We start from the raw sequence: 13615 nt of genomic DNA, 5'->3' as shown, positions 1-13615 counted from the left end.
CTACTGATATTCAAGGTCAAACACAAACAGGTAAACCAACATTCACACCAGGTAACCCAGATGTACCGATGGATGATGATACACCTGCAACCTTCGAAGATGGTTCAACAACTAAGGTAATTCCAGGCGAAGGAACATACACAGTAGCTCCAGACGGAACAGTTACATTTGTACCAGAAAAATCATTCACAGGAACAGGAACAGGCGTGACTGTTAAACGTGTAGACAAGAATGGTACACCAGTTACAGCTAAGTACACACCAACTGTAACCCCAGTAACACCAACAGCGGAACCAGCAACATCAACAGATATTCAAGGTCAAACACAAACAGGTAAACCTAACTTTACAGAAGGTAACCCAAGTGTACCAATGGATGATGATACGCCAGCAACCTTCGAAGATGGTTCAACAACTAAGGTAATTCCAGGTGAGGGAACTTACACAGTAGCCCCAGACGGAACAGTTACATTTGTACCAGAAAAATCATTCACAGGAACAGGAACAGGCGTGACTGTTAAACGTGTAGACAAGAATGGTACACCAGTTACAGCTAAGTACACACCAACTGTAACTCCAGTAACACCAACAGCAGAACCTGTTACATCTATTGGACCAAAAGGTAAAGAACAATCTGGCAAACCAACATTCAAGGAAGGCGATAGCCGTGTGCCTATGAATGATGATGTTCCAGCTACATTTGAAGATGGTTCAACAACTAAGACTGTTGAAGGAGTCGGTACATACACAGTAGCTCCAGATGGAACAGTAACCTTTAAACCAGAACCAGAATTTACTGGAACTGCTCCATCAGTGACAGTTGTGCGTGAAGATATGAACGGAACAAAAGCTTCTGCAACATACACCCCAACTGTAACCCCAGTTACTACGTTTGTAGACAAAGATGGTAAACCAATTCCAGGTAACCCAACAGAAGACGGTGAACAACCTAAGAAAGATATCCCAGGTTACCGCTTCGTAGAGACTAAGAAACTTCCAAACGGTGACACAGAACATGTCTACGAAAAAGTGAAGACTAGTCACAAGGATAAAGACGGAAATGAAATTCCAGGATATCCAACCGAGGATGGAGAACAACCTAAGAAAGATATTCCAGGATACCGCTTCGTAGAGACTAAGAAATTGCCAAACGGCGATACAGAACATGTCTACGAAAAGATCACAACAACTCATGTTGACGAAAACGGAAACCCAATTCCAGGATATCCAACCGAGGATGGAGAACAACCTAAGAAAGATATTCCAGGTTACGAGTTTGTGAAGACAGTTGTCGATAAAGATGGTAATGTCCAACACATTTACAAGAAGAAAGTGACACCAGCACCAACGCCAGCACCAACGCCAACGCCAGCACCAACGCCAACGCCAGCACCAACGCCAACGCCAGCACCAACGCCAGCACCAACGCCAGCGCCAACTCCAGCACCAACTCCAAAACCAGCATCAGTGCCAGTTAAACCAACTACACCAGCTCCAGTAGCTCATACAGTAGAAACTAAGGAAGATGCTCCTCAATTGCCAAATACTGGTACTGAAGATCATGCTAGCCTTGCTGCTCTTGGTTTAGTAGGTGTCTTGAGTGGATTTGGACTTATCGCGCGTAAAAAGAAAGAAGACTAATCTGACTTTTAAAGAAGGGAAATAGTTAACTTTCTACTTAAAAACTAGTACATTTAATGATGTACTAGTTTTTTTATCTTTATAAACGTAAAGTTTGATTCTAACTTGTTTTAAGGTTGGAACTATGCTACAATCATCTAAAATAGACAAGAAAGTAATCACATGAAAACAGAATACCAAAAAATGATTGCAGGGGAACCCTACCATCCCTTTGATCCAGAACTTCGTGCTCTGGCACAAACAGCACGTCAAAAACAGGCAACTTTTAATGAGGAAGTGGACCCAGTGAAAGGGATGGGAATCATCAAAGGATGGTTTGGTTCTACTGGTGAAAATCTCTATATCAATACTCGTTTGATGGTGGATTATGGAGTTAATATCCACTTGGGAGAAAATTTTTATTCCAATTGGAATTTGACCATGTTGGATGTTTGTCCTATTACCATTGGCGACAATGCTATGATTGGTCCTAACTGCCAATTTTTAACACCCCTTCATCCACTGAATCCAGATGAACGGAATTCAGGTTTAGAATTTGGGAAACCAATTACAATTGGCAAGAACTTCTGGGCAGGTGGTGGAGTTATAGTCCTTCCAGGTGTTACACTAGGTGATAACGTTGTTGCAGGAGCAGGAGCTGTCATTACTAAATCTTTTGGGGATAATGTAGTTCTGGCAGGCAACCCAGCACGAGTTATCAAAGAAATTCCAGTCAAAGAAAATTAAAAGAACAGCGAAATGCTGTTCTTTTTTGTACCATAAGCAATGATTGTTAATGAAGTTCGGATGGGGTTAAGAAAACTTTCAGAAAAAGTTTAGGCTTATTTTAGGAAAGTCACGTAGACTAAGAGCATGTAAAATGAAAGTCGAGGAAACGAGCATGAAAGCAAAAAAATGGACATTCTTATTAACGAGTATAGCAACTCTAGCACTAGTGACAGCTTGTACCCAGTCAACTTCAAATACAACAGCTAGCAATACTGCGACAACGAAAACGACATCAACTACAGATGCTAAGAAAACTAACTATTTCACAGACAAGGACTATAATACTTCCTATGATGAAAAGACAGCAGCAACTGTAACTTTGTCAGGATCAACGGCGAAGGTATCAGGTGACGGAGTTGCCGTATCAGGATCTACCGTTACAATCTCTAAGTCAGGTATCTATGTGATCTCTGGTCAATCTGATGGAGTTCAAATTAAGATCGAAGCTGGAAATTCTGATGATGTACATATCGTACTAAACGGCGCTACCATGACCAATGCCAATGCACCTATTTCTGCAACATCGGCTGGTCATGTTTACCTAACTCTAGCAGATGGTACAACCAATAGCCTGTCAGATTCTGCTTCTAATAGTGATGAAAAAGCTGACGCGGCCCTCTTCTCTAAAGTGGACTTGACCATCAACGGTAAAGGAACTCTCAATGTAGATGGTAAGAAAAACAATGGTATTAAGGCCAACGATACACTTCACATCACAGGTGGAACCTACAATATAACAGCAGTCGGAGACGCTTTTAATGTCAATGATGAACTCAACATTACCGGCACAACCATGACTATCGATGCCAAGGAAGACGGAGTTAAGGTCGACAATGATGAGGACACATCTGTAGGAACCATGTATCTCTCTGATAATACCATCACTGTTACTGCAGGGGACGATGGTATCCACGCATCAGGTGATTTGGTTATTGATAGTGGTACCTATACCGTTAAGAATTCTACAGAAGGGCTTGAAGGTAAGTCAATCACTATCAACGGTGGAGACATCACCATCTATTCAACAGATGATGGTGTCAATGCGGCCAACAAAAATGCCCAACAAAGTGAAATCTTCTTTACTATGAATGGTGGGAACTTGACGGTTGAAGTTGGTCAAGGGGATACAGATCCAATTGACTCAAACGGTAATATCACAGTCAATGGCGGAACCATCAAAATGACTGGTCAAACTGGTTTTGACTTTGATGGAACAGCGACCTACACAGGTGGAGACATCTATCTCAATGGTGAAAAACAAACTGAGATTGTCAATTCGATGCCTGGTGGAGGTGGCCCTCAAGGAAATGGAGGTCCTGGTGGACGACCATAAAAAAATCTCCTTTCTCGAAAGAGAAGGGAGATTTTCTTATGTTATTAGGACGAAAAAGAATTATTCTCCGTCTTTTTTAAAGATGTTTTTTACGCCAGATACTGCACCTTCGACAGCTTCTTTTGCATCTTCAGCAACTTCTTTAGCTTTTGAAGCTACCTTTTCTGCAGCTCCTTCTGCTTGAGTTTTTGTATCGCCAGTTAGTTTACCAAAACCTTCTTTAACAGAACCTTTAGCTTGGTTGAATTTTTCTTCGATTGACATGGGGGATACCTCCGTTAATTTTTGTATTATCTAAATTACATCAGATACTAATTTAAGTATATACCCTTTTATGCTAAAAAGCAAAAAACTGATACGAAAAGCATCAGTTTATTTTTTTAATAGGTTACAACATTCAATTGACCTTTATCATATTCAGCAATAAAGATATTAGAGACTTCTTCAAAACCTTCTTGTTTTAACTCATCCATTAACCACTCTTCAGTTTTGCCAATGGTTTCTAGGATTTCAACTTGGACAACACCGTCTGTGATGACTGGGTACTTAGGATTTTCGTCACCCATTCTTACGACAATTAGTTGTCCGTTTTGCTCAATCACAGCTCTCTTGACATCCTTTAATTGAAAGATTCCTTGAGCGCGCAATTTAAGAGCAACATCAGCAGCAGCTAGACCTTTTGAGCGACAGGCTTCTGGATCTAATGTTCCATTTTTAATGATAATCGTAGGTTTTCCGTCAATCAGATGTTTAATGAAGGAAACATTGGTATTCAACCATTTGAGGAGTAAAATGAGAATAGTCCAAATAATGAGGATAACAATGTATTGGATGATGGTGATAGAACTATTGTAGATAACCCCACCGATAATACCCCCGAGAACAAAGTTCTGGATTTGATCTACTGCAGAACTTGGTGCTAAATTTCCTTTACCTGTTACGTTAATAACAAAAACAAGAGAAAGTAGCCCCAAGGCTAATTTAATTGCAATCGTAGCAAAAAAGCTTATCATTTTTCAACCTCCACGAGTTCAACATCTGATTTATAGAGTTCCATTTTTTCTAATAAATAGCTATCTTGGTCAGTCCCGCTAATGGCACGATAAAAATTGTTGCCAACCTTAATAATCGCCCCATCAGTCACTGCTGATGTGTTGACATAAACATTTTTCTTATCAACACCTAACTCTTTTGATACAATTTCGATGAAGTGCAAGGAACTACGAAATTGATTATCATTGGATTGGTTGTTTTGAAGATTCGTAATGCTAATCAATACAAAAGCAATTAACGTCAAAATAGAAATGAGCGATAATTCACGGAACTTACTCCCTCTTTTATCTTTGAAAGCCTTAAATGCAAAGAATCCAGTCACAATCACTAAGAGCGTCGACACAATAATCATGACCCAATCCTGTTGACTGATTTGGCTTAGAACATAGTCGTATGAATAGAATTTCATAAGAACCTCCCTTTTTCAAATTCAATCTATTATAAACTAATTCCTAAGTTTTAGCAATTTTGTTAGTAGAGGAAAAAGCATTTAATGGTTGTTTACTACTTAAGGTAGGTTTTTCTGATTTGACTTAGCCTCCCGTCTTGACTTTCGTTTGGCTTTTGTTATAATAGTAAAAATTTAGAGGAGGTATTCTATGATTCAAAAACATGCTATTCCTATTTTAGAGTTTGACGATAATCCTCAGGCAGTCATCATGCCCAATCACGAAGGATTAGATTTACAATTGCCAAAGAAGTGCATCTATGCATTTTTGGAGGAGGAGATTGACCACTATGCTCAGGAAGTAGGGGCGGATTGTGTTGGTGAGTTCGTTTCTGCCACCAAGACTTATCCAGTCTATGTCATGGACTACAAAGGCGAAAAAGTTTGTCTAGCCCAAGCTCCTGTCGGTTCTGCTCCAGCGGCCCAGTTTATGGATTGGTTGATTGGCTACGGTGTGGAGAAAATCATCTCTACTGGTACTTGTGGAGTCCTAGCCGATATTGAGGAAAATGCCTTTCTCGTCCCTGTTCGCGCTCTGCGAGATGAGGGTGCCAGCTACCACTATGCAGCGCCTTCTCGTTATATGGAGATGCAGACTGAGGCTATCTCTGCCATTGAGCAAGTCTTGGAACAAAGAGGCATTCCTTACGAGGAGGTTATGACCTGGTCGACAGACGGTTTTTACCGAGAAACAGCTGAAAAAGTGGCCTATCGTAAGGAAGAAGGCTGTGCAGTTGTGGAGATGGAGTGTGCAGCTCTTGCGGCAGTAGCCCAACTACGTGGGGTTGTCTGGGGAGAGCTGCTCTTTACCGCAGATTCCTTGGCAGATCTAGATAACTACGACAGTCGTGACTGGGGGGCAGAAGCTTTTGGCAAGGCCTTAGAAGTCTGTCTTGAAATCGTTAGTCATATGTGACTGCTTTAACTATTTTATGGTACAATGTAGCTATGTTATTCAAATCATTTTCGGAAAAAATAAACACGACCTTGGGGCGTTTATCACCTGCTCGTCGAATTTTTTTGAGTTTTGCTTTGGTTATTTTCGCAGGCTCTCTTCTTTTGAGTCTGCCATTTGTGCAAGCAACAAGCTCTCAAGCGACCTATTTCGACCATCTCTTTACAGCAGTATCCATGGTCTGTGTGACAGGACTCTTTACTCAACCAGTAGCTACCACATATAACATCTGGGGTCAGTTAATCTGTATGTTTTTGATCCAGATTGGTGGTTTGGGTCTCATGACCTTTATAGGGATCTTTTATATTCAAAGTAAGCAAAAGCTAAGTCTTCGTAGCCGTGAAACAATTTTGGAGAGCTTTAGTTATGGAGAAACTCAGTCTTTAATGGTTTTCATACGTTCGATTTTCTTGACGACTTTTATCGTTGAAGGACTCGGAGCCTTCCTGTTAAGTTTTCGTTTTGTTCCAGAATTTGGTTGGGGCCGGGGGATTTTTACCTCTATCTTCGTAGCTATTTCAGCTTTCTGTAATGCTGGATTTGATAATTTTGGAAGCACAAGTTTAGTAGCTTTTCAAACTGATCCTTTGATTAATCTAGTGCTTGCTGCTTTGATCATCACAGGTGGTCTAGGGTTCATGGTTTGGTTTGACCTGGCCACGCAGTTGAGCAAGAAAAAACGGCGGCTTCGCTTCCATACCAAGTTGGTTCTCTTCTTGACAGCTGGAATTTTATTTACTGGAACAGTTTCAACCCTCTTGATAGAGTGGAACAATCCGGGAACGATTGGCAATCTCAGCATCCCTGATAAATTGCTAGTCAGTTTTTTCCAAACAGTTAGCATGAGAACGGCAGGTTTTGCTTCTATTGATTACACCCAGGCTCGGCCTGTTACTTTGCTGATTTATATCTTACAAATGTTTCTCGGTGGGGCGCCTGGTGGAACAGCCGGGGGGCTTAAAATCACAACCTTCTTTGTATTATTGGTCTTTGCACGCAGTGAACTTTTAGGATTACCCCATGCCAATGTAGCTCGGAGAACAATTTTACCTCGGACAGTCCAAAAATCATTCAGTGTCTTTATTATCTTCTTGATAACTTTTTTATCAGGTTTAATCTTAGTAGGAATAACAGCTGAAGGGAATCCGCGCTTTATCTACATCATGTTCGAGACAATTTCAGCGCTTGCCACGGTCGGAGTGACTGCCAATCTGACACCAGAGTTAGGTAGATTAGCTCTTAGCATTATCATGTTACTGATGTTTATCGGACGAATTGGGCCACTGACGCTATTAGTTAGTTTGGCTGAGTATCAACCAGATAAGAAAGATATGATCCACTATATGAAAGCAGATATTACGATAGGATAAGAAAGGATAAACTATGTCAGATCGGACAATTGGAATTTTAGGTTTGGGTATTTTTGGGAGTAGTGTACTTACCGCTCTCGCTCAGCATGATATAAATATAATCGCCATTGACGACCATGAGGAGCGAATTAATCAGTTCGAACCTGTCTTGGTACGTGGAGTTGTTGGAGATATAACAGATGAAGAGCTCTTGCTCTCAGCAGGAATTGATACCTGCGATACAGTTGTGGTGGCAACTGGGGAAAATTTAGAATCTAGTGTGCTTGCAGTCATGCATTGCAAGAGTCTAGGAGTGCCAACTGTTATTGCTAAGGTTAAAAGCCATACAGCAAAAAAAGTCCTTGAAAAAATTGGCGCAGATTCAGTCATCTCACCAGAGTTTGAAATGGGGCGCTCATTGGCACAGACTATTTTATTTAATAACAGCGTTGATGTTTTTCAGTTGGACAAAAATGTCTCTATTGTTGAGATGAAAATTCCACAATCGTGGTCAGGTAAGAGTCTAAGTGAACTTGATCTTCGAGGACAATACAATCTCAATATTCTTGGTTTTCGTGACTATGAAAATGCTCCTCTAGACGTTCAGTTTGGTCCAGATGATCAATTGAAAGCTGATGGCTATATGATGGCAGTAATCAATAACCAATATTTGGATAATCTAGCACACCTCAATGATTAAAAGAGAAATGGCCATTCTTTTTTCTAGTGACTATTGAGTCAATATAAGTATTTTATAAGAAGGATTTAAGAAAAATTTTAACTTTTTCTTAATCCTTTTTAATTTTAGGAGATTATACTAGAGCTATCAAAAAAAGAAAACTCTAAGGAGAATCCTATGAAATTCAATCCAAATCAGAGATATACTCGTTGGTCTATTCGCCGCCTCAGTGTTGGTGTTGCTTCAGTTGTTGTGGCTAGTGGCTTCTTTGTCCTAGTCGGTCAACCAAGTTCTGCACGTGCTGATGTCGTCAATCCGACTCCTGCCCAAGTCGTGTCAAACGACGCCTCAGTGAGTGAAAAGGGCGACCTATCAGCAGAGGTTCTAAATAAAGCAGTAGATGTAGCTCTTCCTTCAGAACAGTCTGTTCCAACACCTCAAGCAAGTGTGGATACGACAAGTTCTTCAGAAAAAGCGGACGAAACTGCTAAAGAGCCAGTAGTAGCACCAAAAGAAGAAGTGCAAGCACAACCTGACTCTAAGAAACCAACAGAAGATGCAGTTAAACCTGTGGAGAGTCCTGCGTCTACAGTTTCTGGACAAGACCGCGAAGCCAGTGAAGCGCAACCAGCGACCACTCCAGCTGAAGTGCAAAAGGGTGTGGCCGACAACACCAAAGATACAGTAGATGTCCCAGCTAGCTACCTTGACAAAGCCAATTTCCCAGGCCCGTTTACAGCTGGTGTCAACCAAGTCATTCCATACGAATTCTTCGCTGGTGACGGTATGTTGACTCGTCTTATCTTGAAATCCTCTGATAAGGCTCCATGGTCAGATAATGGAACGGCTAAAAATCCTGCTCTCCCACCGGTAGAGAAATTGAGCAAAGGTCTTTACTTCTATGAAGTAGACTTGGCAGATACCCAAGGAAAATCTGACAAAGAGCTACTTGACCTCTTGAAACAAAATGGAACACAAAGCTATAAAGCTACCATCAAGGTGTACGGTGCGAAAGATGGCAATCCTGACTTAACTAATCTGGTAGCGACTAAGAATTTGGATGTCAACTTGAATGGTTTAACCACACCAGCTGAAGTGCAAAAAGGTGTGGCTGACAATACCAAAGACACAGTAGATGTCCCAGCTAGCTACCTTGACAAAGCCAATTTCCCAGGCCCATTTACAGCCGGCGTCAATCAAGTCATTCCATATGAGTTCTTTGCTGGTGATGGGATGTTGACTCGCCTTATCTTGAAAGCATCCGATAAGGCTCCATGGTCAGACAACGGAACAGCTAAAAATCCTGCCCTCCCACCAGTAGAGAAATTGGGCAAAGGCCTTTACTTCTACGAAGTAGACTTGGCTGGCACCCAAGGTAAATCAGATAAAGAGCTTCTTAACTTCTTGAAACAAAATGGAACTCAAACTTATAAAGCTACTATTAAAGTTTACGGTGCGAAAGATGGCAAGGCCGATTTGACTAACCTAGTAGCGACTAAAGATTTGACTGTTAATTTGAATGGTTTGACCACACCAAATCAGGTTAAAGAGTCTGTTGTTAACAATGTCAAAGATATGATTGATGTTCCAGTTAGCTACCTTGATAAGGCTATGGTTCCTGGACCTTTCTTGGCCGGTGTCAACCAAGTTATTCCATACGAAGCTTTTGGTGGAGATGGGATGTTGACTCGCCTCTTGTTAAAAGCCTCAGACAAAGCCCCATGGTCAGACAATGGAATGGATAAAAATCCTGCTTTATTGCCACTTGAAGGCTTGGCTAAAGGTCAATATTTCTATGAAGTAGATTTGAATGGTAATACGGTTGGTAAAGATGGTCAGGATTTGCTGGAGCAACTTCGAGCTAACGGAACCCATACATATTCAGCTACTATTAAAGTCTATGGCGCTAAAGATGGCAAACCTGATTTGACCAATCTGATTGCTACTCGCCAAGTAACGATTCAGCTTCGTGGAAAAGAAATGGCGACAATACCATCTCAACAAGATCAGATGAATACGAAGCCTTCTGAAACAGGCTCTATAGGTATGACTGAGGGTATGATGGGTACAAATCACCATATGTCAGATATGAAAGTAGATCAACCAGCTTCTAGCCCAATGGCTAATATGATGAAAAAAGATGATAAAGCGATGCTACCAAATACTGGTGAAACTCAAACGGCTACAGCTGGACTCGGAATCCTTGGCCTAGCCTTCGCAGGCTTTGTTGGATTTTTGGGTTGGAAAGTCAAAAGAGAAGATTAAGGTTCAAATCATTTAAACATTACGGAAAATAGTGTTATACTAAAGCAAGTATAACACTGTTTTTATCGAAGGAGTGTCAGATGAAAAAGACAATTTTGTTGGTTGATGATGAGATAGATATTCTAGATATTCAAAATCGCTATCTTTTACAGGCAGGTTACGATGTTTTAGTTGCCCATGACGGTAAGGAAGGATTAGAACTTTTTAGAAAAAAATCTATCGATCTCATTATCACAGATATCATGATGCCTAATATGGACGGTTATGATTTCATCAGCGAAGTTCAGTATATTGCTCCTGATCAACCCTTTCTCTTTACAACTGCTAAGACAAGCGAACAGGATAAAATTTATGGATTAAGTTTGGGGGCAGATGATTTTATAGCTAAACCGTTTAGCCCACGGGAATTGGTTTTGAGAGTGAATAATATCTTGCGCCGCCTTAGTCGTGGCGGAGAGACCGAGCAGATTGAGTTTGGTGACTTAGTGATCAACCATGTGACTCATGAGGTTCGCATTGGGGAACAGCCTTTGGAATTGACAGTGAAATCTTTTGAACTTCTATGGATATTAGCCAGCAATCCTGAGAGAGTCTTTTCAAAGACTGAACTTTACGAGAAGGTATGGCAAGAGGACTATGTGGATGATACAAATACACTCAATGTTCATATCCATGCTTTGAGACAAGAGTTGAGTAAGTATACGAATTTAAACACTCCTGCTATCAAAACTGTTTGGGGATTGGGCTATAAGATGGAAAGACCGAGAGGTAAAAAATGAAATTAAAAAGCTATATTTTAGTGGGGTATCTAGTTTCGACTCTACTAACGATTTTGGTCGTTTTCTGGGCAGTCCAACGAATGTTGATTGAGAAAAGTGAAGTTTACTTTCTGGTTGGAATGACCTTGATTGCAAGTTTCATTGGCGCTGCAGTGAGCATCTTTCTTTTGTCGCCTGTGTTCTCTTCTCTGAAACATTTGAAAAAACAAGCTCAGAATATAGCTGGCAAAGATTTCAGCACAGAAATTGAAACCAAAGGGCCGATAGAATTTCAAGAGTTAGGCCAAGCTTTTAATGACATGTCCCGCAATTTACAAGATACCTTTCAATCACTTGATGAGAGTGAGCAAGAAAAGAGAATGATGATTGCGCAGCTCTCCCACGATATTAAAACACCCATCACCTCTATTCAGGTTACTGTGGAAGGCATTCTAGATGGAGTAATCAAGGAAGAGGAACGACTCCATTACTTAACCACGATTGGCCGCCAAACCGAGCGTTTAAACAAGCTAGTCGAGGAATTGGATGTTTTGACTCTTAACGCTCAGCCTCAAGATATAGCTGACGAAGAAGTCGAAGATGTGTTTTTAGATCAGCTGTTGATTGAGTCGATGAGTGAATTTCAACTTCAGATTGAGCAAGAGGAGCGAGATGTCTACATTCAAGTAAAGCCTGAGTCTGCAAAAATCAAGAGTTATTATGACAAACTCTCTCGTATTCTAGTCAATTTGTTAAACAATGCATTTAAATATTCAGAACCTGGAACTAGGATTGAAGTTCTTGCTCAATTAACAGAAGAAGAGCTCACAATAAGTGTGAAAGACGAGGGTCAAGGTATTCTTCCTGAAGATTTGGAAAAAATTTTTAACCGACTTTATCGTGTAGAAACGTCGCGTAATATGAAGACAGGTGGTCATGGATTAGGACTTGCGATTGCACGAGAACTAGCCCATCAACTTGGTGGTGAAATAACAGCAGAAAGCCAGCATGGATTAGGAAGTACGTTTACATTTCATCTTGATTTGAAATGAAACTAAAAAAATTCTCTTTACAAATATAGTATTTCATGGTACAATAGCCTTTGTGTGAAATAGCAGCAGGAAAGCATGAAGCTCGTCAACAGGTGTCTTATAACAAGTAACCTTGGCTGTTTAGGCGAAGGGCATCTGCACGAATCAGGGCTTTCTAAGTGACTATTTCCGCCGAAATTATATTTATATTAGGAGGACATACATATGTCACGTTATACAGGACCATCTTGGAAACAAGCTCGTCGCCTTGGCCTTTCACTTACAGGTACAGGTAAAGAATTGGCACGTCGTAACTACGTACCAGGACAACACGGACCAAACAACCGTTCTAAATTGTCAGAATACGGTTTGCAATTGGCTGAAAAACAAAAACTTCGTTTCACTTACGGAGTGGGTGAAAAACAATTCCGTAACTTGTTCGTACAAGCTACAAAAATCAAGGGCGGAATCCTAGGTTTCAACTTCATGCTTCTTTTGGAACGTCGTTTGGATAACGTAGTTTACCGTCTTGGTCTTGCGACTACTCGTCGTCAAGCTCGTCAATTCGTAAACCACGGTCACATCCTTGTTGACGGAAAACGTGTTGATATCCCATCATACCGCGTAACTCCAGGTCAAGTAATCTCAGTTCGCGAAAAATCATTGAAAGTTCCAGCAATCCTTGAAGCGGTTGAAGCTACTCTTGGACGCCCAGCATTCGTATCATTCGATGCTGAAAAATTGGAAGGTTCATTGACTCGTTTGCCAGAACGTGATGAAATCAACCCAGAAATCAACGAAGCACTTATCGTTGAATTCTACAACAAGATGCTTTAATTTTAAGATATATGATACAGAAAGCTTACAACAGTAGGCTTTTTGTTTTTCAAAAAATAAAAAATAAGAAAAATTTATCTCAAGTTCTTGACAAGGCAGAAAAAGTGGGTATAATAGAAAGAGTTGAAAAAGCTCAGGTCCGTTGGTCAAGGGGTTAAGACACCGCCTTTTCACGGCGGTAACACGGGTTCGAATCCCGTACGGACTATGGGTGTATCGCGGTTGATGGAAATAGGATTTAAAAAAGTTAAAAAAACCTGTTGACAGAGAAAAGTGACTGTGATATACTAATATAGTTGTCGTAAGCGCGACAAAGACCTTTGAAAACTGAACAAGACGAACCAATGTGCAGGGCACTACAACATGAAGTTGTAGTACTGAACAATGAAAAAACAATAAATCTGTCAGTGACAGAAATGAGTGAGAACTCAAACTTTTAATGAGAGTTTGATCCTGGCTCAGGACGAACGCTGGCGGCGTGCCTAATACATGCAAGTAG

Annotated in this window: 13 protein-coding genes, 1 tRNA gene and 1 rRNA gene; 12 read left to right on the top strand and 3 right to left on the bottom strand. The window is 40.7% G+C overall.

From position 1 onward, the window contains the following. The 3 genes from LG369_RS08415 to LG369_RS08405 form a co-directional block, all read left to right on the top strand. Positions 1 to 1640 (top strand): LPXTG cell wall anchor domain-containing protein (locus tag LG369_RS08415; protein WP_225750791.1); only part of this gene is annotated, 1640 nt, incomplete at its 5' end. A gap of 162 nt (positions 1641 to 1802) precedes the next feature. Continuing rightward, positions 1803 to 2366 (top strand): sugar O-acetyltransferase, encoded by a 564-nt coding sequence (locus tag LG369_RS08410; RefSeq protein ID WP_006153993.1) that lies wholly within the window; start codon positions 1803 to 1805, stop codon positions 2364 to 2366. 154 nt (positions 2367 to 2520) lie between these two features. Further along, positions 2521 to 3741, top strand: a complete 1221-nt coding sequence (locus LG369_RS08405; protein ID WP_070678262.1) for a carbohydrate-binding domain-containing protein — start codon at positions 2521 to 2523, stop codon at positions 3739 to 3741. A gap of 60 nt (positions 3742 to 3801) precedes the next feature. Here the strand turns inward: LG369_RS08405 and LG369_RS08400 are convergent, their stop codons facing one another. The 3 genes from LG369_RS08400 to LG369_RS08390 form a co-directional block, all read right to left on the bottom strand. Continuing rightward, positions 3802 to 4005 (bottom strand): CsbD family protein, encoded by a 204-nt coding sequence (locus tag LG369_RS08400; RefSeq protein ID WP_000020982.1) that lies wholly within the window; start codon positions 4003 to 4005, stop codon positions 3802 to 3804. A 116-nt stretch (positions 4006 to 4121) separates the two neighbouring features. Beyond that, on the bottom strand, positions 4122 to 4754 hold the full coding sequence (locus LG369_RS08395) for a DUF421 domain-containing protein (RefSeq protein ID WP_074324953.1): 633 nt from the start codon (positions 4752 to 4754) through the stop codon (positions 4122 to 4124). Then, the gene (locus LG369_RS08390; RefSeq protein WP_006154032.1) at positions 4751 to 5203 is read right to left on the bottom strand and encodes a DUF3290 family protein; all 453 of its coding nucleotides are present in this window, start codon (positions 5201 to 5203) and stop codon (positions 4751 to 4753) included. The genes LG369_RS08395 and LG369_RS08390 overlap by 4 nt, the downstream gene beginning before the upstream one ends. Positions 5204 to 5393: 190 nt before the next feature. Here LG369_RS08390 and LG369_RS08385 point away from each other — a divergent pair, with 190 nt between their 5' ends. The 9 genes from LG369_RS08385 to LG369_RS08345 all read left to right on the top strand — a co-directional run. Then, complete coding sequence (locus LG369_RS08385) at positions 5394 to 6158, top strand: nucleoside phosphorylase (RefSeq protein ID WP_074324951.1); 765 nt, start codon at positions 5394 to 5396, stop codon at positions 6156 to 6158. A 32-nt stretch (positions 6159 to 6190) separates the two neighbouring features. After that, positions 6191 to 7567, top strand: a complete 1377-nt coding sequence (locus LG369_RS08380) for a TrkH family potassium uptake protein (protein WP_225750790.1) — start codon at positions 6191 to 6193, stop codon at positions 7565 to 7567. Positions 7568 to 7580: 13 nt separating this feature from the next. Further along, complete coding sequence (locus tag LG369_RS08375; protein WP_225750789.1) at positions 7581 to 8246, top strand: potassium channel family protein; 666 nt, start codon at positions 7581 to 7583, stop codon at positions 8244 to 8246. A 156-nt stretch (positions 8247 to 8402) separates the two neighbouring features. Continuing rightward, on the top strand, positions 8403 to 10490 hold the full coding sequence (locus LG369_RS08370) for an SSURE domain-containing protein (RefSeq protein WP_225750788.1): 2088 nt from the start codon (positions 8403 to 8405) through the stop codon (positions 10488 to 10490). 80 nt (positions 10491 to 10570) lie between these two features. Then, positions 10571 to 11269, top strand: coding sequence for a response regulator transcription factor (locus LG369_RS08365; protein ID WP_061428507.1), 699 nt, complete (start codon positions 10571 to 10573; stop codon positions 11267 to 11269). Next, positions 11266 to 12300, top strand: coding sequence for a sensor histidine kinase (locus tag LG369_RS08360; RefSeq protein WP_225750787.1), 1035 nt, complete (start codon positions 11266 to 11268; stop codon positions 12298 to 12300). The genes LG369_RS08365 and LG369_RS08360 overlap by 4 nt, the downstream gene beginning before the upstream one ends. A 204-nt stretch (positions 12301 to 12504) precedes the next feature. Further along, positions 12505 to 13116, top strand: coding sequence for a 30S ribosomal protein S4 (gene rpsD, locus LG369_RS08355; RefSeq protein ID WP_004253981.1), 612 nt, complete (start codon positions 12505 to 12507; stop codon positions 13114 to 13116). 136 nt (positions 13117 to 13252) lie between these two features. Beyond that, positions 13253 to 13324: transfer RNA gene (locus tag LG369_RS08350), tRNA-Glu, on the top strand. Positions 13325 to 13551: 227 nt separating this feature from the next. Continuing rightward, positions 13552 to 13615, top strand: a 16S ribosomal RNA gene (locus LG369_RS08345); the annotation flags it as partial.

Origin of the sequence: Streptococcus sp. Marseille-Q4154, from assembly GCF_916700545.1 — a bacterium.
GTDB classification, from domain to species: domain Bacteria; phylum Bacillota; class Bacilli; order Lactobacillales; family Streptococcaceae; genus Streptococcus; species Streptococcus infantis_I.
Note: the sequence above shows the minus strand (reverse complement) of the source record. Positions and strands in the feature narration are given on the sequence as shown.